The 23,571-nt window shown below is 72.1% G+C and carries 25 protein-coding genes and 1 pseudogene; 12 read left to right on the forward strand and 14 right to left on the reverse strand.

What is annotated here, in order from left to right:
- The first annotated feature begins 31 nt into the window (after positions 1-31).
- From ACFV88_RS28190 to ACFV88_RS28200, 3 genes are all read left to right on the forward strand, one after another.
- Positions 32-634 carry a TetR/AcrR family transcriptional regulator gene (locus ACFV88_RS28190; protein ID WP_385494744.1) on the forward strand — a complete coding sequence of 201 codons (603 nt, stop codon included), beginning with the start codon at positions 32-34 and terminating at the stop codon, positions 632-634.
- A 153-nt stretch (positions 635-787) separates the two neighbouring features.
- On the forward strand, positions 788-1,027 hold the full coding sequence (locus ACFV88_RS28195) for a hypothetical protein (protein WP_385494745.1): 240 nt from the start codon (positions 788-790) through the stop codon (positions 1,025-1,027).
- Positions 1,028-1,243: 216 nt separating this feature from the next.
- Positions 1,244-2,467, forward strand: coding sequence for a thiolase family protein (locus ACFV88_RS28200; protein WP_385494747.1), 1,224 nt, complete (start codon positions 1,244-1,246; stop codon positions 2,465-2,467).
- A gap of 63 nt (positions 2,468-2,530) precedes the next feature.
- Here the strand turns inward: ACFV88_RS28200 and ACFV88_RS28205 are convergent, their stop codons facing one another.
- The 5 genes from ACFV88_RS28205 to ACFV88_RS28225 all read right to left on the reverse strand — a co-directional run bounded on the left by ACFV88_RS28205 (position 2,531) and on the right by ACFV88_RS28225 (position 8,354).
- Positions 2,531-3,439 carry a class I SAM-dependent methyltransferase gene (locus ACFV88_RS28205; RefSeq protein WP_385494748.1) on the reverse strand — a complete coding sequence of 303 codons (909 nt, stop codon included), beginning with the start codon at positions 3,437-3,439 and terminating at the stop codon, positions 2,531-2,533.
- 79 nt (positions 3,440-3,518) lie between these two features.
- Complete coding sequence (locus ACFV88_RS28210) at positions 3,519-4,640, reverse strand: NAD(P)-dependent alcohol dehydrogenase (protein ID WP_385494749.1); 1,122 nt, start codon at positions 4,638-4,640, stop codon at positions 3,519-3,521.
- Positions 4,637-6,046, reverse strand: coding sequence for an aldehyde dehydrogenase family protein (locus tag ACFV88_RS28215; RefSeq protein WP_385494750.1), 1,410 nt, complete (start codon positions 6,044-6,046; stop codon positions 4,637-4,639). The genes ACFV88_RS28210 and ACFV88_RS28215 overlap by 4 nt, the downstream gene beginning before the upstream one ends.
- Before the next feature lie 8 nt (positions 6,047-6,054).
- Entirely contained in the window at positions 6,055-6,810 is a 756-nt protein-coding gene (locus ACFV88_RS28220; protein ID WP_385494751.1) for a (5-formylfuran-3-yl)methyl phosphate synthase, read from the reverse strand.
- Positions 6,811-7,010: 200 nt separating this feature from the next.
- Entirely contained in the window at positions 7,011-8,354 is a 1,344-nt protein-coding gene (locus tag ACFV88_RS28225; protein ID WP_385494752.1) for an aminotransferase class I/II-fold pyridoxal phosphate-dependent enzyme, read from the reverse strand.
- Positions 8,355-8,468: 114 nt separating this feature from the next.
- Between ACFV88_RS28225 and ACFV88_RS28230 the strand changes: the two genes are divergently transcribed.
- Positions 8,469-9,131 (forward strand): pyridoxamine 5'-phosphate oxidase family protein, encoded by a 663-nt coding sequence (locus tag ACFV88_RS28230; protein WP_385494754.1) that lies wholly within the window; start codon positions 8,469-8,471, stop codon positions 9,129-9,131.
- Here ACFV88_RS28230 and ACFV88_RS28235 read toward each other — a convergent pair.
- Positions 9,128-10,159, reverse strand: a complete 1,032-nt coding sequence (locus ACFV88_RS28235; RefSeq protein ID WP_385494755.1) for a DMT family transporter — start codon at positions 10,157-10,159, stop codon at positions 9,128-9,130. The genes ACFV88_RS28230 and ACFV88_RS28235 overlap by 4 nt on opposite strands.
- A gap of 75 nt (positions 10,160-10,234) precedes the next feature.
- Positions 10,235-10,846, reverse strand: a complete 612-nt coding sequence (locus tag ACFV88_RS28240) for a Clp protease N-terminal domain-containing protein (RefSeq protein WP_385494756.1) — start codon at positions 10,844-10,846, stop codon at positions 10,235-10,237.
- A 217-nt stretch (positions 10,847-11,063) separates the two neighbouring features.
- Between ACFV88_RS28240 and ACFV88_RS28245 the strand changes: the two genes are divergently transcribed.
- Positions 11,064-11,252: a hypothetical protein gene (locus ACFV88_RS28245; RefSeq protein ID WP_385494780.1), complete on the forward strand. Its 189-nt coding sequence runs from the start codon at positions 11,064-11,066 to the stop codon at positions 11,250-11,252.
- Positions 11,253-11,326: 74 nt separating this feature from the next.
- Here the strand turns inward: ACFV88_RS28245 and ACFV88_RS28250 are convergent, their stop codons facing one another.
- The 3 genes and pseudogenes from ACFV88_RS28250 to ACFV88_RS28260 all read right to left on the reverse strand — a co-directional run bounded on the left by ACFV88_RS28250 (position 11,327) and on the right by ACFV88_RS28260 (position 12,916).
- A complete protein-coding gene (locus ACFV88_RS28250; RefSeq protein ID WP_385494782.1) occupies positions 11,327-11,929 on the reverse strand; it encodes a PadR family transcriptional regulator in 603 nt (200 codons plus the stop codon).
- Positions 11,930-12,331: 402 nt separating this feature from the next.
- Positions 12,332-12,463, reverse strand: a pseudogene (locus ACFV88_RS28255) (helix-turn-helix domain-containing protein); the annotation flags it as partial.
- Between the two features lie 87 nt (positions 12,464-12,550).
- Positions 12,551-12,916: a VOC family protein gene (locus ACFV88_RS28260; protein ID WP_385494757.1), complete on the reverse strand. Its 366-nt coding sequence runs from the start codon at positions 12,914-12,916 to the stop codon at positions 12,551-12,553.
- A gap of 96 nt (positions 12,917-13,012) precedes the next feature.
- Here ACFV88_RS28260 and ACFV88_RS28265 point away from each other — a divergent pair, with 96 nt between their 5' ends.
- Positions 13,013-13,978 (forward strand): YafY family protein, encoded by a 966-nt coding sequence (locus ACFV88_RS28265; RefSeq protein ID WP_052856606.1) that lies wholly within the window; start codon positions 13,013-13,015, stop codon positions 13,976-13,978.
- Between the two features lie 169 nt (positions 13,979-14,147).
- Here ACFV88_RS28265 and ACFV88_RS28270 read toward each other — a convergent pair whose 3' ends face one another.
- The gene (locus tag ACFV88_RS28270; protein ID WP_385494758.1) at positions 14,148-14,591 is read right to left on the reverse strand and encodes a hypothetical protein; all 444 of its coding nucleotides are present in this window, start codon (positions 14,589-14,591) and stop codon (positions 14,148-14,150) included.
- 771 nt (positions 14,592-15,362) lie between these two features.
- Between ACFV88_RS28270 and ACFV88_RS28275 the strand changes: the two genes are divergently transcribed.
- Positions 15,363-15,956, forward strand: a complete 594-nt coding sequence (locus ACFV88_RS28275) for a DinB family protein (RefSeq protein ID WP_385494759.1) — start codon at positions 15,363-15,365, stop codon at positions 15,954-15,956.
- An 85-nt stretch (positions 15,957-16,041) separates the two neighbouring features.
- Here ACFV88_RS28275 and ACFV88_RS28280 read toward each other — a convergent pair whose 3' ends face one another.
- The gene (locus ACFV88_RS28280) at positions 16,042-16,767 is read right to left on the reverse strand and encodes a class I SAM-dependent methyltransferase (RefSeq protein ID WP_385494760.1); all 726 of its coding nucleotides are present in this window, start codon (positions 16,765-16,767) and stop codon (positions 16,042-16,044) included.
- Positions 16,768-16,861: 94 nt separating this feature from the next.
- On the opposite strand from ACFV88_RS28280, the gene ACFV88_RS28285 reads away from it, so the two are divergent.
- From ACFV88_RS28285 to ACFV88_RS28300, 4 genes are all read left to right on the forward strand, one after another.
- The gene (locus tag ACFV88_RS28285) at positions 16,862-17,278 is read left to right on the forward strand and encodes a hypothetical protein (RefSeq protein ID WP_385494762.1); all 417 of its coding nucleotides are present in this window, start codon (positions 16,862-16,864) and stop codon (positions 17,276-17,278) included.
- A gap of 158 nt (positions 17,279-17,436) precedes the next feature.
- Complete coding sequence (locus ACFV88_RS28290) at positions 17,437-17,844, forward strand: YciI family protein (RefSeq protein WP_385494763.1); 408 nt, start codon at positions 17,437-17,439, stop codon at positions 17,842-17,844.
- A gap of 12 nt (positions 17,845-17,856) precedes the next feature.
- Positions 17,857-19,032: an RNA polymerase sigma factor gene (locus ACFV88_RS28295; RefSeq protein WP_385494764.1), complete on the forward strand. Its 1,176-nt coding sequence runs from the start codon at positions 17,857-17,859 to the stop codon at positions 19,030-19,032.
- Between the two features lie 91 nt (positions 19,033-19,123).
- Positions 19,124-19,987 carry a PhzF family phenazine biosynthesis protein gene (locus ACFV88_RS28300; RefSeq protein ID WP_385494765.1) on the forward strand — a complete coding sequence of 288 codons (864 nt, stop codon included), beginning with the start codon at positions 19,124-19,126 and terminating at the stop codon, positions 19,985-19,987.
- On the opposite strand, the gene ACFV88_RS28305 is transcribed toward ACFV88_RS28300, so the two are convergent.
- Entirely contained in the window at positions 19,984-20,793 is an 810-nt protein-coding gene (locus ACFV88_RS28305; RefSeq protein WP_385494766.1) for a CPBP family intramembrane glutamic endopeptidase, read from the reverse strand. The genes ACFV88_RS28300 and ACFV88_RS28305 overlap by 4 nt on opposite strands.
- A 130-nt stretch (positions 20,794-20,923) precedes the next feature.
- Complete coding sequence (locus ACFV88_RS28310; protein WP_385494767.1) at positions 20,924-22,444, reverse strand: glutamate-cysteine ligase family protein; 1,521 nt, start codon at positions 22,442-22,444, stop codon at positions 20,924-20,926.
- A 539-nt stretch (positions 22,445-22,983) separates the two neighbouring features.
- On the opposite strand from ACFV88_RS28310, the gene ACFV88_RS28315 reads away from it, so the two are divergent.
- Positions 22,984-23,562: a hypothetical protein gene (locus tag ACFV88_RS28315; RefSeq protein ID WP_385494768.1), complete on the forward strand. Its 579-nt coding sequence runs from the start codon at positions 22,984-22,986 to the stop codon at positions 23,560-23,562.
- Positions 23,563-23,571: the final 9 nt, after the last annotated feature.

The raw sequence follows: 23,571 nt of genomic DNA on the forward strand, positions 1-23,571 counted from the left end.
CCGCATGGTCCGATTAGGTAGAGTGGGGACCATGATGAGAGCTGACGCCGTGCGCAACCGCCGCCTGCTGATGGACGCCGCCGCGGCGGAGTTCGCCGAGAACGGCATGGAGGCGTCGATCACCCGCATCGCCACCCGGGCGGGAATCGGCAAGGGGACGGTCTTCCGGCACTTCGACACCAAGGAACAACTGCTCGCCGAGGTCTTCAGCGACCGCCTGGAGGAACTGGTCGCAGCCGGGCTCCGGCTCACCGAGTCCGCGGACCCGACCGCCGCACTGTTCGAGTTCATGAGCATCGGCACCGAGATCCAGGCCCGCGACCGCTCCTTCTGTCAGGCAGCCGCCGCACTCTCCCGCAGCGAGTCGGCCGTCCGGGCCTCGCGCGAACGCCTCGCGGACGTGGCCGAAACCCTCGTCACCCAGGCGCAGCGGGCCGGCACGATCCGCGACGACGTCACGGGCCTGGACGTCGTGCTCCTGCTCAGTGCCGCCTCACAAGCGGTGCTCAGCATCGGCACGGACGCCCCCGACCTCTGGCGGCGCTACCTGTCCATGACCTTCGACGGCCTGCGCAGCCGGAGTGCCCACCCGCTCCCCGTCCCCGCCCCCACCCGGGCCCAGTTCACGGGATAGCCACGATCAACAACGGCAGCCGGACCGTCACCCTGCTCGACCATCCGTCGGCGGGCGGACAACGCATCCTGCTGTGCGCCAGGGCCCGCGTGACGGGGCGGGACGTGCGCGCCTGGGAACGCTGACGGGGTCCGGCCCGTGCCCTGGCCGCCCTTGGCGAAGACTGCCAGCCCGTACCGGGTGCCCGAACCCCACTTCGCACACCCGGACGTCGAGCCCAGCGCCGCACCCCAGACCGAGTCGTACGCGGGGCCGCCGGAGGACCGGTTCTCCGGGGCGTCCCGCAGGAACGTCCACTGGCCGTGGCACATCTCCTGGAGCATGAGCAGATCGGCGTCCCAGGCGTCCATCGCGCCGATCACCTTGTCACGCCAGGCGGGCTTCGAACCCTGATGGATGCTGCACGACGCACCGCAGACGCTGTAGGACAGGAACCTCGACTTGGGCCCGTCGCCTTGTCACCCCGCGGCCTTGTCACCCCGCCTCCTTGTCGCCGACCGAACATTCGGTTAGCGTGCGGTGCGGCCGGGGTGCCCTCCGCCGCACCGCCCTTCGGTCACTGCACCGTCCCCCGCCCGCGACGGCCCGTGCCCCTTGAGGAGTCCACCCATGCCCGACGAGGTCTTCCTGATCGACGGCGCCCGCACCCCTCAGGGCCGCTACGGCGGCGCACTGGCCCGGGTGCGCCCCGACGACCTGGCGGCCCTGGTGGTCGGCGAGGCCGTCCGACGCGCCGGCGTTCCGGGCGGGGCCGTGGACGAGGTGGTCCTCGGGGCCGCCAACCAGGCCGGCGAGGACAACCGCGACGTGGCCCGGATGGCGGTGCTGCTCGCCGGACTCCCGCACACCGTGCCCGGGTACACCGTCAACCGGCTCTGCGCATCGGGCCTCACCGCGGTCGTCTCGGCCGCCCAGGCGATCCGCTCCGGGGAGGCCCATGTGGTGGTGGCCGGCGGAGTGGAGTCGATGACCCGCGCCCCCTGGGTGATGGCCAAGCCGGGCACTCCGTGGGCCGCACCGGGGGAAGTCCACGACACCACCCTGGGCTGGCGGTTCACCAACCCGCGCTTCACCACGGCCGACCGCGCGGCGCCCGCGGACGCCGGACCGGAGGACGTGCGGATCACCCTGTCGATGGGCGAGACCGCCGAGGAGGTCGCCGCGCTCGACGGCATCACCCGGGCCGAGTCCGACGCCTTCGCGCTCCGCAGCCACCAGCGGGCCGTCGCCGCCCAGGAGGCCGGGCACTTCGACCGCGAGCTGGTGCCGGTGTCGGGTCCGGACGGCGAGGTGACCCGCGACGAGGGCCCCCGTCCGGGCACGACCCTGGAGAAGCTGGGCAGCCTGCGGACGGTCTTCCGGGAGGACGGGATCGTCACCGCCGGCTCCGCCTCGCCCCTCTCCGACGGCGCCTCGGCCCTGGTCGTCGCGAGCGGTGACGCCGTACGCCGGTACGGACTCGTTCCCCGGGCCCGGATCGTCACCTCGGCCTCCGCCGGCGTGCGCCCCCAGTTGATGGGCCTCGGTCCGGTGCCCGCCACCGAGCAGGCCCTCGCCCGCGCGGGCCGGGTGGCGGGCGACCTGGACGCCGTGGAACTGAACGAGGCTTTCGCCGCACAGGCGTTGGCCGTCATCCGTCGACTGGGGCTGGACGAGGAGAGGGTCAACGCCGACGGCGGCGCGATCGCCCTCGGACACCCCCTCGGCTCCTCCGGCGCCCGTATCCTGCTCACCCTCCTCTGCCGGCTGGAACGCGAGGACGCCCGGCTGGGCCTGGCCACGCTCTGCGTGGGAGTCGGCCAGGGCGTCGCGATGCTGGTGGAGCGGGTGTGACCGGCGCACCGTCACGGACCGGTGCGGCAGGCGGAGCGGCAGCCTGGGCGCCCGGTGACGGCGTCACCTCGGGGGCTTGTTCGCGAACACCCACCGGTTGCCCGCCAACGCGTCGTTCGGCTCCGGTAGCGGGCCGCGTCCGTGCCGGCGGGTGAAGTCGAAGGGGGTGTGGACCGAGGTGTTCCAGCCCCTGCCCGTCAGCCGGCCGACGGAGTCGGGCCGCGGCGCCCGGTCGAACAGGTCGAGCAGGTCGATGCCGATCTGGTCGGTGGTCGAGGTGTAGAGCGGACTGTTGCGGTACTCCAGCAGGTCCTCGTCGAGTTTGACCTCGAACGCCAGGGCGCTGCCCGGGGTGCTCAACCGGTGCACCGTGTCGATGAGGTACGTCTCGGTGGCGGCGGGCAGGTAGAACAGCAGCCCCTCGGCCAGCCAGACGCTCGGTGCGGCCGGGTCGAAACCGGCGTCGGACAGCGCTCCGACCCAGTCGGCGCGCAGATCGGTCGGTATGGGTACCCGCGCCGCCTTCGGAACGGCCGGCAGCCCGTCGAGCACCTCGTGCTTGAACGCCAGCACGCCTTCCCGGTCGACCTCGAAGAGCACGCAGCCGGGCGGCCAGTCGAGCCGGAACGCCCGCGCGTCCAACCCCGCTCCGAGCAGCACCACTTGACGGGCGCCCGTGTGGTGCACCGAGCGCAGGAGGAAGTCGTCGAGGACCCTCGTCCGCAGACCGAAGTACCGTGCGAACCGCCCCCACAGCGGGTTGGCGTCCCCGTCCGGAACCTGTTGCCCGCGCACCGGCCAGCCGGCGGACGCCGGTGCGGCGCGCACGAAGTGCTCCGCGTAGACGTCCCGGGCCAGGGCGTCGTGGCGGTAGGTCTCGATCGCCCGGGCCGCCGCGACCATCAGCGCGGTCAGACCCACGCCCCCTTCCACGCCCTCCACACCGGTGTTCCGAGGTGCCGTTCCGACCATGTGTCCTCCCTGGGGTGAGTCGAGACCGTGAACAGCGGGAAGCCCGCGCGGGATCATCCGGTGCCCCGCGACGCCCTGGCTACGGGCGTCCCGTTCCTCCACGAGCGCGCGGCAGCAGGACGGGTTTGACCACCCGGCCCGCCGCGCAGTCACGTTCGGCCTCGTTGATGTCGGTGAGCGGATACCTACGGATCAGCTCGTCGAAGGGGAACCGCCCGGCCCGCCACAGCCCGATCAGCCGCGGGATCAGCAGCCCCGGCACCGCGTCGCCCTCGCAGATGTGGGACAGGTGCCGGCCCCGGTCCAGCGTCCCGGGTGCGAGCGGTAGCGGGGTGTGGAGCCGCGCCACCAGACCGAGGTGACCGGTCGGCCGCAGCGCCCGTAGGGCATCGTTGATCAGCGGTGCACAGGCCGTGGTGTCGAGCGCGAACTGTGCACCGCCGTCGGTCAGTCGTCGGATGCGGCCGGGCAGGTCGGCCGAGGAGGCGTGCAGCGGGGTCGCACCGAACCGCTCGGCGAGGGCCAGCCGCCCGGGGTGTCGGTCGACGGCCACGGTCACCGCCCCGGAGGCGGCGGCGGCCATCACCGCGGCCAGGCCCACCGCGCCCGCTCCGAAGACCGCGAAGGTGTCGCCGGGGCCGATCGCGAAGGAGTGGAGGACCGCTCCGGCGCCGGTGAGGAAACCGCAGCCGAGCGGCCCGAGCAGTTCGACGGGCAGCGAGGGGTCGACCCGTACGGCGTTGCGGGCCGGGACCACCGCGTACGCGGCGAACGAGGACTGGCCGAACCACCGGGGCGCCAGTGGGCGCCCGGCCGCGTCGGTGAACCGCGCGGCGTGCTCCTCGCGCCCCTTGAAGAGGTTGAGCGAGGCGAAGGAGTCGCAGTGGGCGGGGGCCCCGCACAGGCAGTTCCGGCAGTGGCCGCAGGAGTCGAAGCTCAGGACGACGTGGTCGCCCTCGCTCAGACCGGTGAGCGGACCGGACGTTTCCACCACGACCCCGGCCCCCTCGTGGCCGAGCACCGCGGGCAGCGGCGAGCCGCCCGGCGCGCGCCGGACCGCGAGGTCGGTCCGGCACATCCCGCAGCCGGCGATCTCGACCAGGACCTCTCCCGCGGACGGGCCCGCGTTGAGGATCACCTCCTCGACGGCGAACCGGCCCTCGGGCGAGCGCAGCACCGCCGCCTCGAACCTCCTCGTCATGGCCCCTCCGGGCGGTGCACGACGAACGGTCTGAGGTTGCCGTAGAGCCCCCACGGCCCGCCGGCGACGCCGACACCGCTGTCCTTGGTGCCCGCGAAGGGCTGGGCGAGGGACAGTTCGGCGTGGTGGTTGATCCACGCCGTCCCGCACTCCAGTCGCTCGGCCACGGCCCCGGCCAGGTCGAGGTCGGTGCCCCAGACCGAGCCGCCCAGCCCGAAGCCGGTGTCGTTGGCCGCCGCCACGGCTTCGTCGAGGTTCCCGTACGGCAGCACCGGCAGCACGGGGCCGAACTGCTCCTGCGTCACCACCGGGCTGTCGGGCGGGACGTCGGTGAGGATCGTCGGGGCGTGGAAGTAGCCGGGTCGGTCCAGTCGGTGGCCCCCGGCCGCGGCGCGGGCGCCGTCCGCCAGGGCCCGGGCCGTGTAGTGCTCGACCCGGGCCAGCTGGGGGGCGTTGTTGACCGGGCCCAGTTGGGTGCCCGGGTCGAGGCCGGCTCCGACGACGACGGCCTTCGCGCGCTCGGCCAGGGCCTCGACCACGTCGCAGTGCAGCCGGGCCGGTACGTAGACGCGCTTGACCGCCATGCAGACCTGCCCGCAGTTGCGGAACGCCGCCCAGAACAGCCGGTCCGCGATCCGCTCCACGTCCACGTCCTCCAGCAGGACGGCGGCGTCGTTGCCACCGAGCTCCAGGGTGGCCCGGGTGAGCGAGGCGGCGGCGCCCACCGCGACGGCCCGCCCGGTGGGCACCGAACCGGTGAAGGTCACCTGGCGGATGCCCGGGTGGGAGGCCAGCCGGGCGCCGAGGGGTTCCTGACCGGTGACGACCGTCAGCACGTTCTCGGGCAGGGCGGTGGCGACGACGGACCCCAGCAGTCGGGTGGCGAGGGGCGTGTGGGGGGAGGGCTTCAGCACCATCGTGTTGCCCGCGGCGAGCGCCGGCGCGAACTTCGCCGAGGCGAGCTGGAGGGGGAAGTTCCAGGGAACGATCGCGGCGACGGGCCCGAGGGAGCGCCAGCGGACCTCGCTGCGCACCGGCCGGCCGTCGTCGAGGGGTTGGGGTTGGGGTTCGGGCGCGAGCGCGGCGAAGTACCGCAGGCGGGCCGCCGTACGGGCGATCTCCGCCTCCGCCTCGGCCAGGGGTTTGCCCTGTTCACGGGTGAGGAGGGGAGCGAGGTCCGCCCCGGCCGCCGTCACCGCGTCGGCTGCGGCGAGCAGCGCGGTGGTGCGTGCGACGGGGTCGGCGCGCCAGCTGCGCCACGCTTCCCGGGCCCGGGCGACGACGGCGTCCAACTCTTCGGGCTGCTGGTCAGGGGCCTGCGCGAAGTCCTCGCCGGTGGCCGGGTCGAGGACGGCGAAGTGCTCGCCGGGCGTTCGGGGCGCGCGACGGGGCCGTCGGGTCGCCATGGCCGCGGTCAGCTCGCGGTGGGGGCGGCAGCCGCGTGTTCCCGGGCGTGCCGGTCCATCTCCGCCCGGAAGGCGGCCACCAACGACGGTTGGATCCTGCCGGTGGTGCGGTCGCCGCCCTCGCAGACCGCTCCGCGCACCCCCACGATGTCGGTGCCGATGCGGGTCAGTTCGCCGAGGTCCCCCGTCTTCAGGCTGCCCGCGAGGGCGGCGAGCAGACCGGCGTCGTGGGCCTGTCGGACGAACGCGGCGCAGACCTCCGGCGGAACGTGGTCGAACAGTCGGGTCCCGTCCTTGACGGCGGTGTCGAGCATGGCCGCGTCGGAGCCGGAGCGGCGGGCGATGTCGGGCAGGGCCAGCGGGTTGACGCAACCGATGCGGTGGGCGTCGGCGTAGCCCGAGGCGACGACGAACGCGTCCGGTCGGTGGTCCTTCACCGCCCGGACGACCCCGCGCATGACGTCGACGGCCTGTTCGGGGGTCGTGCATCCGTAGAGGCCGACCTTGATGTAGGTCGCCCCGGAGACGACCGCGCCGAGCGCCGCCTGGGCCACCGTGCCGGGCTTGTACGGGACGTCTCCCACGGTGGCGGAGACCGGTTTGTCCGCCGGGACCACGTCGCGGATCTCCCTGATGACCCAGGGGAAGTTCGCGCCGAGCGAGCCCTCGTCGGGGTTCTTGACGTCGACGATGTCGAGGTGGTCCGCGGCCTTCGCGCAGTCGAGGGCTTCCTCGACACCGTCGGGGGATATGAGCAGCAACAATCTGGACCCCTTCCACCGCGCGCCCCCGGCCGGGGCCGGGCGCGCGGAGTCGTCTGGATCACGTGCGGTCCGCTCATCATCACTGCGGTCCCCGGCCGTCGGTAGGGCGCGCGGAGTCCGATCGAGTACGGCCGGGGCGTACTGGTGCGCCGTGCACGCCGGTGCGAACGGGTCCGCCCGGCGGTCCGGGGCCGCGGACCCTAGGTGGAGCGCCGGGCCGGGGCGGAGGCCACCGCCCGGGCGACCGCTTCGGCCAGTTCCTCGACGTCCGTCCCGGTCCCGGTGCAGGACAGCGTGGACACGGTGATCCGCACCCCCTGGGGCGTCCGGGTGCGGAACCGCGCTCCGGGGGCCACCGCCCACCCCGCGTGCAGCAATCGCGCGACCGCTCCCGTTTCGTCGGGCACCGGGACCCAGACGTTCATGCCGCTCCGTCCCCGGGCTTCGACGCCCCGTGCGGCGAGTGCAGCGATCAGGGCGTCGCGGCGCGCCCCGTAGGAGGCGGCCACCTCGTGGGGGTCCACCGCCCCGGAGCTCCACAGGTGGGCCACCGCCCGCTGTTGGAGCAGGCTGACCCAGCCGGGCCCCAGGCTCTGGCGACCCCGCACCCGGTCCAGGGTGATCTGGTCGCCGGTGAGTACCGCGACCCGCAGGTCGGGGCCGTACGCCTTGGCCGCGGACCGCACCAGGGCCCAGTGGGCGGTGCCGCCGGCCAGCGGGTGGAGCGGTTGGTCGACGACCCCGTGGCCGTGGTCGTCCTCGATCAGGAGCGTGTCGGGGTGGCGCCCGAGTACGGCGCGCAGGGACCGTGCGCGGTCCGCCCCGATCACCGCCCCGGTGGGGTTCTGCGCCCGGTCGGTGACGATCAGGGCGCGCGCACCAGCGGCCAGCACCCGCGCCACCTCGTCGGGCAGCGGACCGTCGTCGTCGACCGCCACGGGGGCGACGCGCAGCCCCAACGCGGGGACGAGGTCGAGGAGGCTGCCCCAGCCGGGGTCCTCCACGCCGACGGTGTCGCCGACCCGCAGATGGGCGGTGAGCACCCGTTCCAGGGCGTCCAGCGAACCCGAGGTGACGGCCGTCGGTCCGTCGGGCACGCCGTCCCGGTCGAACGCGCGCCGCGCGTACCGGGCGAGGTCCGGGTCGACGGGCTCGGCCCCGTACAGCACCGGATCGCGGTCGGCGCGTACGGCGGCGGCCGTGAACGCGGCGGTGAGCGGGGGCAGCAGGGCGATGTCGGGGTTGCCGTCCGACAGGTTCCGGACGCCCGGGGGCACGTCCACCCGGATCGCCGCGCGGGTGGTGACCGCGGGTTTGGCGCGCACCCGACTGCCGCGGCGGCCGTCGGTCTCGATGACCCCGCGTTCGCGGAGCGTCCGGTAGGCGGCGGCGACGGTGTTGGGGTTCACCCCGAGGCGTTCCGCCAGGGCGCGTTGGGGGGGCAGCGCGGACCCCGGCTCCCACGCGCCCGACGCGACGGCCTGTTCGACGCTGCGGGCGATCTCCGATGCCCTTCGACCCTGGATGGGATATTCTCCTAGCACAAACAACATTATGCACTAGTGCAATCGTTCTGCACGGAGTTCCGTCCGGGATTCCATCCGGAGTTCCGTGCGGAGCCCCCGGGCCGAGGGCCGATGACCACGAGGGAGCCGGAGATGCCGGACCAGAGCGCCTACGCACCGACGGAGCGGACCGTCCCCACCCGTTCCCGGGAGCGGGCCGCCTACGACCGCGCGACCGTTCACGCGATACTCGACGCCGCCTACGTGTGCCACCTCGGGTTCGTCCGCGACGGCACCCCGGTCGTCCTGCCCACGCTGTACGGACGGGTGGGCGAACGCCTCTACGTGCACGGCTCGACTGGCTCCCGGCCGCTCCGGCTCGCCGGGGACGCGGATCCGGGGCTGGCGGTGTGCCTGACGGTGACCCACGTGGACGGGCTGGTGCTCGCCCGCTCGGCCTTCCACCACTCGATCAACTACCGCTCGGTGGTGGTCCAGGGCACCGCCCGGACGGTCACCGACCCCGACGAGAAGCGCACGGCCCTCGACGCCCTGGTCGACCACGTGGTCCCGGAGCGCTCCCGGGACTCCCGTCCGGCGAACGCCAGGGAACTGGCGGCGACGGCCGTCCTGAGGCTCGACCTGGACGAGGTCTCGGCGAAGATCCGCACGGGCGGCCCCAACGACGACCCCGAGGACCTGCCGCTCCCCCACTGGGCGGGGGTCGTTCCGGTCCGGCAGACCTACGGGTCCCTCGTCCCGGCCGACGACCTCGCACCGGGAACGGCCGTGCCCCCGTACCTCGCCGTGCTCTAACCCGTGGGTTCCCGGTCGGCCGTCCCGACCACCGGGGCGGCGGCCGGTCCGGCGGGCACCGGACCGCCCCCGGCCACCGGTTCGGACGAGCCCTTGACCGGCGCCGCGGACTGGGCGATGAACGCACCGACCACGACCAGGCACCCGCCGACGATCTGCGGCGCGGACAGCTGTTCCCCGAGCAGCACCCAGGCCAGCACCGTCGCGACAACCGCCTCCAGACACGCCACGACCCCGGCGACCTGCGGTGACAGTCGCCGCACCGAGAGCACCCCGGTCATGTAAGCGAGGACGGTGGCGATCAGCACCACCCAGCCGAGCAGCAGGTACGCGGCCACCGGACGCCCGTCCATGTCCGCGGTCCCCGCGAGCAGTGACCAGTCCATGGTCCAGGGCCGCGAGATCACCGTCAGGGCGAGCGCCCCGATCAGCAGCCCGTACGCGATGACGCCCAGCGGATCGGGGGCCTCGTCGCCGGCGTCGCTGCCCTGGTCGGAGAGGACGAAGTAGCACGCCTGGCAGCAGGCGGCGCCGAAGGCGAGCAGCAGCCCGAGCGCGTCAAAGCCGAGCCCCGACCACACCTCCACCACGCAGGCGAGGCCGCCGACGGCCAGCACCACGCCGACCGCGGCGGCACGGGTGACCGGCCGCCGTTGCACGAAGCGGATGTAGCCCAGGAGCAGGGCCGGACCCAGGTACTCGACGAGCAGGGCGACGCCGACGGGGATGCGGGAGATCGACGCGAAGTAGAGGGCCTGGACGCCCGCCACGGCGAGCAGGCCGAACCCGGCGAGCAGCGCGGGGCGCCGCACCAGCAGGTCCCGGTGACGCCATGCCAGGGGCAGCATGACGAGAGCGGCGCCCGCGACCCGCAACCACACCACGTGCAGGGGGTGCAGGCCCGCTTCGATCAGTGGTTTCGCCGCGACGCCGGAACCGCCGAAGGCGACGGCTGACAGGAGCGCGATCCCCAGGCCGACGCCGCGGCGCCGGCCACCGTCATTCACCCCAGTCGTGTGCACCGGCACATGATGTCAAACACCGTCAGGAGCGTCAGCCCCCACGGCCCTGTCATCCGTCTCACATCCGGGTCCGGCCCAGGCTCAGGACGACAGGCGCCCCCCGCCGCCACCCCGCTCCTCGCACCCCGCGTCGGCCGGCCCGGCCTCGACCCGCGCCACGACCCGGGCGGGCTCCACCCCGGCGTGCAGCAGCACTTCCACCGCACGACACTCCCGGTCGGTGGCCAGCGCGACGAACAGGTCCAGCCCGCCGGCCCGCTCGTCGCCGCGGGCCCGAGCGCGCAGCACGGCCCGGTCCATCGCGGCGGCAGCCGCCGGTGACCAGCGCGCGACACCCACCGCGCCCCGCGCGACGGGAAGCGCGCCCGAGTCCTCGACCGAGGACTGCCACTGGAGTCCGTAGCCGATGCTGCGCTGCACCAGGTACCCGAGGAGCCGGGCGGCCTGCGGACCGTCTCCGAACAGCGCCCGGACCAGGGGATCAGTCTCCAGCAGCGAGTGCAGCAGGTGGGCGGTGTCGACCTGGCGGTCGCCGTCACGCACGGCCCGCCGTCTCGCACCCGCCACCACGGCGATCATCTCGACGCTGAGCAGGTCGTCGGCGGGAAGGGGCGTGGCACCGCCGGGGGCGGGCTGCTGCGGAAGGGGGAGGTGCACATCCCCCACCCCATCAACCGGGCGGGGAAAGCGCATCACCAAGAGGGAGCATTTACGGGTCCGACACTGGTTGGGTATGGATGTTCCGGTTCTCCTCCTTACGGATGAGATCGTGTGATCCTCCCCTTCCGGGGCGCGTCCCCTTGCGGAGCGCGCCCCGGGCCGCCGCCCCCAGCCGCCCCCAGCCGCCCCCGAGCGGAACATGCCCTTCCGATCGGCAACCGGCACCGCCGCGGGGGCGTCCTTCAGGAGCATGGAGTTCGCGTACTGGCTCGTGACCCTGCCGTCGATCGACGGCCGTCGCTACGTGTACCGGGTCTACGCGCCCGATGACGCCCTGCCCGCGGACCTGTTCTGGGACGCCTGGCACTGCCACGACGAGGGGCCGCACCCCCGGGCGTTCGACGTGTTCGACGCGGCGGAGATCCAGCGCCCCCGCTGAAACCGCCGGCCGGGCCGACCCCGCCGCGCACCCGGCACCTCCCGCACCGCGCGGCGAGGGGGCCCGGCCGCTGCTCAGTCCCCGTCGGCGAGGATCAGGTACAGCTTCTTGCGGGCGTCACCGATCACGGCAAGCGCCTTCTCCTGCTGCTCCTTGCTACCGGACTTCCAGACCTGACCGAACGCGTCCAGCAGCCCGAACCCGGCCTGCCGGACCTCGTTCAGCGCCTCCCAGTCGACCCCGCGCCCGGCCGCGTCCCAGGGAGCGTCGGGCCCCTCTTCGGCCGCCTGACGACCGGACTCGGTGAGGGAGAACAGCTTCTTCCCGCCCTCGGTGGCACTGCTGATCAGCCCCTCGTCCTCCAGCAGCTGCAAGGTCGGGTACACCGAACCCGGACTGGGCTTCCACGCCCCGCCGCTGCGCTCGGCGATCTCCTGGATCATCTCGTAGCCGTGCATCGGGCGGTCCTTCAGCAGGGCCAGGATCGACGCGCGCACATCGCCGCGCCGCGCCCGTCCCGGCGCCCCGCCCCGACCCCGTCCGCCCCAGTGCCCACCACCGGGTCCGAAGCCCGGCCCGAAGGGCCCGAAGGCGGCCCGGCGCCCGTCGAAGCCGTCCCGGCCCTGATGGCCGGGGCCGCACGGACCGTGTCCGTGTTCATGCCCATGAGTACGCATCTCGCTCACTCCATCCATCGTTGATCGATCGCGATACCTCAACGATATATCGATAACTTGTATCGAACAAGACCCGCCGCAGTGATGTCCGCTGACCTGTGCCAGCGATCGTTGATCGCCTGCCAGGTCGTTCTTTAGAAGCCGATCACCTGGAGGCTGCCTGTCGGCGAGCGTGGCGGGCTGCCAGCCGGATCCGGAGGCGCCCGCCTTCCGCACTCCGCCGTCCGGCCTGGTGGATGCGAAGTGGATGATGGTTCGGTGACGACCATGTGAAGGTCCACTTCCGCATGGACATGGACGAGGACGGCCGGCCGCCGGCAAGTGTCGAGAGCCTTTGGGCCGTAGACCTCGGCGACAGCACGGTGCGGCTGGACAACACGCCCTGGTCCGTCCACGGAGTCGCCAGCGCTTCACGGTCGGCCAGGACACCTGGAAGCGGGCCGCGACTTCGCTGATTGGCCAGCCGTCGTCAGCGACGAGTCGAGCGGCTTTCAGCCGGTGGCGCGGGGTGAGGGCCGCGTTCGCATGCGACATTTCTGAGCTCCTAGACAGGCTGAAGGGCCGGCCATGGTGTGTGGCCGGCCCTTCAGCTTGGAGATATGCGGGGAGGGATGGTGCAGGTCAGTCGACCGGGGAGACTCGGATGAGGTTGCCGTCAGGGTCCGTGATCACGAACGTGCGGCCGAAGACAGCATCATGCGGCTCCTGCACAACGTGGACCCCCTTCGAGGCCCACCTCGTGAAGATCTCGTCAATCGCCTGCGATGGCCTCGGCACCATGAGTCCGATCTCTGTCGTACGAGGGAGGCTCGGGACCGCGTGCTCGCTGTAGCCCGTCCACAGGGCGAACAGGACACCGGGGGCAGCTTCGAAGGCTACGTAGTGGGGACTGGTGAAGGTCGGTTCGATCTCGAACAGGTCGCTGTAGAAGGCGGCGGCGGCCTCGGCGTCGCGGACGCCGATCAGGAACAGGTTCGGTGCGGGCATGGAGTGCTCCTCAACTCGTTGATTTCTCGGTCCAGCACCCAGTGGATCAACCAATCGCGACGGAACCTGTCACCTTTTCTGAGAACATGGGTAAGCATGAAGGCTTCAAGACTCCTGCATCTCCTGCTGCTCTTGCAGACCCGTCAGCGGCTCACTACCACGGAGCTCGCCGCGCGTCTTGAGGTGTCCCGGCGGACTGTGCTGCGGGACGTCGAGGCGCTATCGACAGCGGGCGTGCCCGTCTATGCCGAACGTGGGCGGAACGGCGGGATCGTCCTGCTCTCCAGTGCACGGCTCAGCGCATCCCATCTGGAACCACCGGAACTGGAGGCCCTATCCGTAGCCGGCTTGGACAGCGCGCTACGTGAGCGAATGGGCCTAACTGCGGTGTGGGAGTCGGCCGAGCGCAAGATCGCCGCCCGCCAGGCTGCAGCACCTGAGTCGCCGAGCCCGCTGCGGCTGGCCGACCTTGTGCTTGTCGACAGCACCGCGTGGTTTGCTGCCCCCGAGGCAGCGGTCGAAGTATCGGATCTGGCCTCGACCCTGCGACACCGGCGACGCCTTCGAATCCTGTACCGGCGCAGCGCCGAGAGCCAGGCCTCGACACGGGTGGTCGACCCGTACGGGATCGTGGCGAAATCAGGTCGCTGGTATCTCGTCGCCGATGACCAGGGCGACAGCCGGCTGCTCGCTCTGGAACGACTGTCGGCCTTCGAACAGCTAGACGCACCAGCCGTGCTCCAACCAGGCGAAACCCTCCGCACCAGATGGGCCGTGTTGAAGAAACGCACTGAGGAGCAAGATCGCGTGAGCGTGACCATCCGCCTGCCGGAAAAGGGTCTCGACCTGGCGCGGCGCATCCTCGGCACCCGGATCCACCATGTCTCCGACGCGGAAAAAGGCTCGTGCGTCGTCGTCGTGCGCTACCCCGACATCGAGTCGGTGCGTCAGCTTCTCCAGTTCGGCGACCACATCGAGGTGCTCGCCCCTGAGACGGCCCGCGCACGCATCAGTCAGCTCGCCAGGGACCTGGCTGACAGTCACTCAACCCCCGCATCGTGATTGCCGATCAGGTCCCCTGTTCTCAATCAACGTGCCCGGTCAGTACACCTAGCCACGTTCAAAGCACGGCCTCACTCCGTCGCGGCTGCTCAGGCCAGCCACGGGACAACCGATAGCACTTACGCGAGCACCATCGCCGAGTCCGGCCGTCCTTGCGGCGGTCAATGGGTCAGAGCCGGTGACGTTGACCGAACTGGATCTTCATCGGCTGCCGGCAGATTCGGCAGGGTTCCATGACTGGATGCTTCTGGGGGATGCGGCATCGAGTCGAGCAGTAAACGGGCATGACGCCGAACGTGCGGGTGACCGCAAAGTCGGAGCCGCATCTCTTGCACTTGACGGTGTCGAGCGTCTTCCGTAGCTGTTCGGGGTCACGGCCGGTGACGGCGGCAATCCGTGCCCAAGTTGGACGGCCCCTCATCTCCGGGACGATCACCGGCTTGGCTGCCGCATGCTCCAGACGCTCATCGAGGGTCAGCATCCGGGCATGCGGCAGCACCGAGCGGGACATCTTCAGCGCGTCGACCCAGCCCGGTCTCATCAGCTCCGGGGTGACCGTGCGGGCCAGCAGCACGCTGGCGTCGACGGACTTCGAACGGGGCAGCAGCCCCATGGGCCTTCGACCTGCGTGTGACAGCCGACCCAGTCGCATGCGTGCCTGCCGTCAGCTTCGCCACCAGTCGGTAGAGAGTCCGTCGCGAGGGCAGCTCGGCCAGGTTCCCGCCATTCAGAGGCACGCGTTCGGGCTGGAACAGGATCTCGAAGTCCGCGGTCTCGAATAGGTCGATCAGAGCGACAACGCGGTGCGGTGCCTCGGCGTCCTCCAGCACCACGGCCCGTGCGGTGACCTTGAGCCCCCCTCACTTGGCCCTCGAACCGGACCCTCTGGCCGACCACCAAGGCTGGCGGCCGCTTCAAGCCGCCCATCGGATTCCCTCCGTCCAGACGAGACTGTCGGTCTCCACAAGTCCTCCCGCCAGATCGGTCAGCAGAGCGCCGGACCACAACAGATGGAACAGCACCGGCAGAACCTGCAACCGGTCTCCGACCAGCCCAGCGCCCTCCTATAGCCCCATCGGTTCGCGGAAGGCCTCCCGGAGCCGATCCGCCACCGCCACCGGTCGGCCGCAGCGGGCCCGCCGGTATCGGGACAGCCAGCGGATGTTCGCCGTGAACACCGGCTCGGGCCGCCCGACCCACTCGAACTCCCAGCCCACGGCTCTGCAGGCATGTTGGGTCGCCTCGAACGGCGTGTCCCAGCTGGCCCCCAGCCATCACTGGCGCAGGTCAGTCCGCGTCCCGCGACCCGTCCCTGCTGCCCGGTCCACCGCGGTCGACGGGAAAAGACCGTGACCGAAGATCACGGGCGCGACAGACTGGCCCGATGACCACACCGGATGCCAAGAACGACCTCCACTTCTACTTGCAGTCCGCCCGTGACGCCCTGTTGTGGAAGCTGGAAGGGCTCTCGGAGTACGACGCCCGCCGCCCGCTGACGCCGACCGGCACGAACCTCCTGGGCCTGGTGAAACACGCGGCCAGCGTGGAACTGGGCTACCTCGGCGACACCTTCGGACGACCGTCCGGGGAGCCGCTGCCCTGGCTGGACGAGGGTGCGGAGCCCAACGCGGACATGTGGGCCACCGCGGACGAGTCACGCACGTACGTCGTGGAGCTGTACCGCCGGGCGTGGACACACGCGGACGCGACGATCGACGCGCTGACGCTGGACACGACCGGCAGGGTGCCGTGGTGGCCCGAGGGCAAGGACGAGGTGACGCTGCACCACGCCGTGGTGCGCGTGATCGCCGATACGCACCGGCACGCCGGGCACGCCGACATCCTCCGGGAACACCTGGACGGCGCCGTCGGGATGAACGAGGACAACGCCAGCATGCCGCCGGGCGACGCGGGGTGGTGGGAGAACCATCGGAGCCGGCTGGAGCGCGCGGCTCGGGAAGCCGACCGGAACGCCTGACGACGAACCGGAGTTCGCCGCCTTCCCTGGGCACCAGGACGTCACGGCCGGCAGCCGGGGGCGGCGCGCCCACCTCCTCCGGGGATCACGGACGACGCGCCAGGAAGACGAACTCCTTCCCCGGACGGTCGGGTGCGTCGCGCACCTCGTCCACCACGAAGCCGTGTGCGAGCAGGTCCCGCTCGACCTCCGCCCGCTCCCGGAAGCGCAGTGTGGAATCCGAGGACAACACCTGTCCGTCCACTGCGAACCCGTAGGTCCAACGGAAGGTCACCAGGGGCAGGCTCACGTCGACCACCCGACCCCAGGTCTCGACCGCGCCGAGGCCCGGGACCTCCGTCACTTCGTGGGTCTGCTCACGCGTCCACCCCTCCCAGGCACGCCGGGACGGGTCCCGAGTCTCGAAGACCAGGCGCCCACCGGGTCGCAGTGCCTGGTGGGCTCCCCGTAGCGTCTGCTGCCACGCGTCCGGGTCGGCGACGGCCTGGGCGACGTTCCCCGTCATCGTCACGAGGTCGACCCGCAGCGCGGGCAGGTCCGTCGCGTCGCCGCAGATCCAGCGAACCCGCCCACTGCCCGGTTTGGCCCGGGCGACCTCGATGGACGCCCGTGCGGGATCGACGCCGACGACCTCGATGCCGCGGTCGGCCAGCAGCAGCGCGAACACCCCCGTGCCGCAGCCGATGTCCAGCACCCGACGCACCTCGAACTCCTCCACGAGGTGCAGGTAGGCATCCAGATCGCTGCGATCGGCGTGCAGCGGATCGTAGATCGCGGCGAGCCGTGGATGCGCGAAGCAGTCGTCAGTCATGCGGCCGAACGTTTCACGGCCCGCCCCGGACGGCCACCGGGTTTCGCCGCCCGGGGTGCCGCCCCCGCGGACCGGGCCGCGTACGCTCGGCTCCGTGCCCCGCCACCCGAAGAAGCCCCGCCGTCTGGTGGTCGACGGGCGCACGTTCCTCTGGACGATCCGCCACGGTCACCGCGTGGCGGACGACGGCCGGTCCACGGACTGCCGCCAGACCCTCACGCTGTACCCGCAGCCGGCCGGCACCGGGGGCCCGCTGCGCATCGTCTTCGCCGAGGGCCCCGGCCGGTACGTCCCGGGCGGGTTCCCCCTGGGCTCCGGCGACGTGGGGCACACCCGGGGCGGCTCCCTGAACCTGCACGAACCGGGCGCCGTCCGGGCCCTGCTCGACGCGGCCTCGGCCCGCGGGTGGCAGCCGGGGCAGCAGCCGGCGGTGGAGGTCGACGGCTGGCCCCTGCTAGACGCGGCCGTCGCACGGGCCGAAGCGCCTCCCGAGCGGGCGCACGAGGGCTGACCCCGGCTCCCCCGGCCCCGGACCCTGCTGGACGGCGCACCCGGACTCGGCCACCGGAGTCAAGGAACGCGGACGGCGATGTCGAGAAACCGTGGCTGGCTCCGTCCCCGAAGTGAACGCGACCACCATGGGTCGCACCAGCACTCAGGAGGCACACCATGGCCAAGTACCTGCTGCTCAAGCACTACCGAGGTGCCCCGGCTCCGGTCAACGACGTGCCCATGGACCGGTGGACCCCCCAGGAGATCTCGGCCCATGTGCAGTACATGCGCGACTTCGCGACCCGACTCGAAGGCACCGGCGAGTTCGTCGACAGTCAGGCACTCGCCCCCGAGGGAACCTTCGTCCGGTACGACGGCGAGGGGCGCCCACCGGTCACCGACGGCCCGTTCGCCGAGACCAAGGACCTCATCGCCGGCTGGATGGTGATCGACGTCGACAGCTACGAGCGCGCCGTCGAGTTGGCCGGGGACCTGTCGGCCGCCCCGGGCGCGGGCGGGCGACCGATCCACGAGTGGCTGGAGGTGCGCCCGTTCCTGGCCCCGCACTGCCCTCCGATCACCTGAGCGGTCGCTGACGTGGACGAGACCCTGCTCCGGAGCCTCGCCCCGGACGTGCTCGGCATCCTGGTCCGCCGCGGAGCCGACTTCGCGGCGGCCGAGGACGCCGTGCAGGACGCCCTGGCCGAGGCGGTCCGGGCCTGGCCCGCCGACGGTTCCCCCGGCCCCTCGCCCGAGGACTCCCCCGTGCGGGACCCGAAGGGCTGGCTGATCACCGTGGCCTGGCGCCGGTTCCTCGACGCGACCCGCGCGGACACCGCCCGCCGCCGCCGCGAGGACCTCGTCAGTGAGCAGCCGGCGCCCGGGCCCGCGCCCTCGGTGGACGACACGCTCCAGCTCTACTTCCTGTGCGCCCACCCGTCGCTGACGCCGTCGTCCGCCGTCGCCCTCACGCTCCGTGCCGTCGGCGGGCTGACCACCCGCCAGATCGCCCGGGCCCACCTGGTCCCCGAGGCGACCATGGCGCAGCGGATCAGCCGCGCCAAGCGCACCGTCTCCGGGGTGCGGTTCGACCGGCCCGGCGACGTCGCCACCGTGCTGCGCGTCCTCTACCTGGTCTTCAACGAGGGCTACTCGGGCGATGTCGACCTCTCCGCCGAGGCGATCCGGCTCACCCGGCAACTCGCGGCCCGGATCGACCACCCCGAGGTGGCGGGACTGCTCGCCCTGATGCTGCTCCACCACGCCCGGCGGGCCGCCCGGACCGCTCCCGACGGGAGTCTGGTACCGCTCGCCGAGCAGGACCGCGGCCGGTGGGACACCGGGGCGATCGCCGAGGGCATCGAGATCCTTACGGCCGCGCTCGCCCGCGACCGGCCGGGCGAGTTCCAGGCCCAGGCCGCCATCGCGGCGCTCCACGCCGACGCGCCCAGCACCGAGGAGACCGACTGGGTGCAGATCGTCGAGTGGTACGACGAGTTGGCACGCCTGACCGACAGCCCGGTCGTCCGGCTCAACCGCGCGGTGGCCGTCGGCGAGGCCGAAGGGCCGCGCGCCGGTCTGGCAGCGCTCGCGCCGCTGGACGAGTCGCTGCCCCGCTACTGGGCGGTGGCGGCCTACCTCCACGAGTGCGACGGCGACCCGGTGACGGCGGCACGGCTGTACGTCGAGGCGGCCCGCAAGGCGTCCGACCTCGCCGAGCGCGACCACTTGACACGCCGGGCCGCCCGCCTCAACGCCCGGGCGCGGCACTGACGACCAGCGCGCGGACCGGTCCCACGAATCAGTCCAGTGGTCCTCCGGTGGCCTTGGCCGGTGCGGCGGCCCGGCGCCTAGAGTCCCCGTCATGCGCCTGCGAATCGTCGATGCCTTCACCGACCGCCCCTTCTCGGGGAACCCCGCCGGAGTCCTCCTCTTCGGCGTGCCCGAGGAGCCCGGCGGCCCCGTCGGCTCCCCCGCCGCCTTCCCCGACGACAGCTGGCTACAGCTGGTCGCCCGGGAGGTGAACCACGCCGAGACGGCATTCGCGCACCCACTGCCGCAGGGCGGCGACGCCGACTGGGCGTTGCGCTGGTTCACGCCGACCACCGAGGTCAACATGTGCGGTCACGCCACGCTCGCCACCGCGCACGTGCTCGCCGCCTCCGGGCTCGTCGACGGGCCGGTGCGGTTCCGGGCCCGCTGCGGGATCCTCACCGCCGAGCCGCACGCGGACGGCACGATCACCCTGGACTTCCCGACCGCCCCGCTGGTCCCGGTGACCGCCCCGGACGGACTCGCACGCGCGCTGGGCGCCGAGCCGCTGACGGTGTACGACACGGGACCGCAGGTCGGTGACCTGGTGGTCGAGTTGACGGACGAACGGACCGTCCGTGCGCTCACGCCCGACCACCGGGCGCTCGCCGCGTTCTCGGACCGGGGCGTCATCGCCACCGCCCGGGCGGACGACCCCGGCCAGGGCCATGACTTCGTGTCGCGCTGCTTCTTCCCGCGGGTCGGCATCGACGAGGACCCGGTGACCGGGAGCGCCCACACCGCGCTCGCCCCGTTCTGGGCACCGCGCCTCGGCCGCACCACCCTGACCGGGCTCCAGGCGTCACCCCGCTCCGGCCTGGTGCGGGCCGAGCTACGGGGCCCGCGCACGCTCCTCACCGGCACGGCGGTGACCGTCATCGACGGCGAGTTGCTCGCCGCGCCCCCGGTTGGCTAGGGCGTCGGCAGCCAGTCGACCTTCCCGGCGAGCAGGGCGTATCCGACGAAGGCCCCGATGTCGAGCAGGGTGTGGGCCACCACGAGGGGGCCGACCCGCCCCCACCGCCGGTAGAGGTAGACGAACACCACCCCCATCACCATGTTGCCGATGAAACCGCCGATGCCCTGGTACAGGTGGTAGGAACCCCGGAGCACGGAACTGACGGTCATCGACGCCCAGGGCGAGAAGCCCAGCTGGTCCAACCGGCGCAGCAGATAGGCGAGGACGATGACTTCCTCCACGACGGAGTTCTGTGCCGCCGACAGGATGAGGACCGGGTACTTCCACCAGACCTCGGGCAACCCCTCGGGCACCACGGTCAGGTTGAACCCCAGACCGCGCGCCAGCAGGTAGAACGCGATGCCCGTACTGCCGATGACCGCGGCGACGGCCGCCCCGCGCCCGAGGTCGAACCACGGCCGGGTCCGGTCGAATCCGAGGGCCCGTAGGCCGGTGCCCTCCCGGATCAGCAGATGGGCGACGAGGGCCACGGGCACCAGGGCGGTGGTGATGCCGAAGAGCTGCCACGCCAGGTCCAACCAGGGCCGCCCGGGGGCCGCCGAGGCGTTCATGGTGGCGGCCTGGTCCTTGAGCCCGCCCGGCTCGGTGACCGACCCGAGGAAGCTGATGAGCGCGGACACCCCGCTGGCGCCCAGCGAGAGGGCGAGGACGAGCAGGGTCTCGTCCCGCAGCGTCCGGCGTGAGAGCCGCTCCAGTGGCCGGGCCGGGCCGGGTCCGGCCGCCGACCCCGTTACCGTCTGCACCCTTGCCTCCAGTCGAATCGCTGCCGGGCGCGGGCTCCCCGGCCCGCCGCGGGACCCATCCTCTCCCGAGGACCTCCGCGGGCGGATCAGGGGGCGCGTCGCCCGGGGCGTCCCACCACGGCCGGCGGGTTCATCCCGGTGGCAGGGCGGGCCGCGGCAGGCCGACCGGCCAGGTGTGGACGGGCTGCCCGGCGTGCATCAACTCGCAGTAACGGCGGGTCGTCGCCGCCAAGGCCGCATGGCGGTCCAGTCCGCTCTCCCGCGCCCGGTGGAAGGTCGCCGTCTGCCAAGAGGCCCCGTTGACCCGCTTGCGACAGCGCTCCTCGATCACCCCGAGGTAGCGGTCGCGGTCGGCGGGCTCCACCCCCCAGGCGTCCAGTCCGCCCGCGGCCAGGGGCAACAGTTCCTCCAGGACGAGGGTGACGGCCGGGATGCGCCGTACGGTGCCGTGGCGCCCCGGTCGGGGCCACTGGAGCTCGGCGTCGATCCCGTGGCGGCACGCGTCGTCGAAGTTCCTCGCCGCGGCTTCGAAGGGCAGCCTGCTCCACACCGGAACCGGGTCCTCCGCTAGGGCGCGGACGATTCCGTAGTAGAAGGCGGTGTTCGCCATGACGTCGATGACGGTCGGCCCGGCGGGCAGGACGCGATTCTCCACCCGCAGGTGCGGCACGCCGTCGACGGTGTCGTACACGGGGCGGTTCCAGCGGTACACCGTACCGTTGTGCAGGACGAGTTCGGCGAGCGAGGGCACCCCGCCGTCGTCGAGGACCTTGAGGGGGTCCTCCTCGTCGCAGATCGGCAGCAGCGGGGGGAAGAACCGCAGGTTCTCCTCGAAGAGGTCGTACGCGGAGTCGATCCACCGTTCGCCGAACCAGGTGCGTGGACGCACCCCCTGGGCGGCGACCTCGGGCGGACGGGTGTCGGTGGACTGTTGGAACAGCGGGGGGCGCGACTCCCGCCACAGCTCCCGACCGAACAGGAACGGCGAGTTGGCGCCGAGGGCGATCTGCACCCCGGCGACGGCCTGTGCAGCGTTCCACACCCCGGCGAACCGGGCGGGCGTCACCTGGAGGTGCAGTTGCACCGAGGTGCAGGCGGCTTCCGGGGCAATGGACTCCGATGTGCAGGTGAGTCGTTCGACCCCTTCGATGTCGAGTTGGAAACTCTCGCCCCGCGCCGCGACGATCTGCTCGTTGAGCAGCGTGTAACGATCGGCCGCGGAGAGGTTCGCCGGCACCAGATCGTCCTGGGCCAGGGTAGGCAGAATGCCGATCATCACAATTCCGGCATCGACTTCGTTCGCTTTCCGGTGCGCATAGGCGAGCCCCGTGCGCACTTCCTCCGCGAGCTGGTCCAGTACGCGCCCGCCGAGCCGGTGGGGCGCGATATTCACTTCCAGATTGAACATGGCCAGTTCGGTCTGGAAATCCTGGCTGGCGATTCGTTCGAGGACTTCCGCATTCAGCATGCGCGGTAGCCCGTCCGGGCCGGCCAGGTTGAGTTCGATCTCCAGGCCCATGAGGTTCTTGGGCCGGTCGAACCGTTCCTCCACCAACAGGCGTCCGAGCCCCGCCAAGCACTGGCGGAGCTTCTCGCGGTACCGCTGCCGATCGGACAGGTCGACAACGCCCGCCACGACCTTCTCCCCCATCGCAGCGTCCCTCCTCGAAGTGGGCAGCCCACCGTCCGGCCGCTCTGTCCTGGGGGATGATGCCCAGACAGCACGATCGATAACGCCCCATGACCCGCGCCCGGGCGGCTACCGTGAACATGGTCGCCCAAGGGGCAGTTTCAGGGGGCAATGAACGATACATGCGGGAATCACTGTCCGACACGGCACGGAAGCCGCCCCCGGGGACGCGGAGACGTTACCGAATTGTGGCGTAAAACGGTGGAGAAAATCGGCCGTCCAATCTCGGAAAATATCACGAGGTCACGAAGTTGAAATCATGGCGAATGGGGAGAAAAATCCACCGTACGCCGACCGAAACGCCCCTTGCTCACCGTAATTCGATCAGCTAGGCGAATCATCAAACGAGCGCCTGTCGTATAAACTCCGCTACAGAGGCAGAGAGTTGGCGCTCGCGGCCCTGTCCCCCCGGCCGCCTCGCCCCCTCTGACCCCACGCGCTGACAGCGCCGTCCGCGCCCTTCCTGGTTCCGCCTGCCGGTGAATGAGAGGCGACCCACCATGCCGCTGGTCTTTCCCCCTGCTCCCGCGCCTGCCCTGCGCAGCGTCGTCGCGGCACTAGGTTCCCCCACGGCCGTCCGTGAGGCCAAAACCCCTGCCCTGCGTGCCGCTCAGGGCTCCGTCACAGCGGAACTACCGCTGCCCGTCCACGTGCTGGACCCACTCGTACCCGCATCGTCGACCACCCTCGCGGGCTGGCGTTACGTGATCCGCTGCGGCGACCAGTCGGTGGCGGCGGCGGACACCGTCCTCACCCCGGACGGCTGGGCCTTCTCGCACTTCTTCGAAGGTCCGTACATCGCGTCCACCCAACGGGCCGTCCGGCAAGCGGAGTCGCTCCCCGTCCCGTACCAGGCGCGGCTGCTGTCCGTTCCCGGGCTGTACATGCTCACGCTGTGGCTGCACGGCGACCCCACGGCCGACGCCGCCGACGGCACCCTCGCGCCGACCGACCTGCTGATCCCCCTGGCACCGGCACCCCCCGGCGTCACGGCGCACCGCACGCACCGCGCGGCCGAACTGCTGCCCGCCCTGGGGAACCGCCTCACACCGGCACCTCCGCTCACGGCGCCGGCCTGAGCCGACGGC

Origin of the sequence: Streptomyces sp. NPDC059816, from assembly GCF_042732055.1 — a bacterium.
GTDB lineage: Bacteria > Actinomycetota > Actinomycetes > Streptomycetales > Streptomycetaceae > Streptomyces.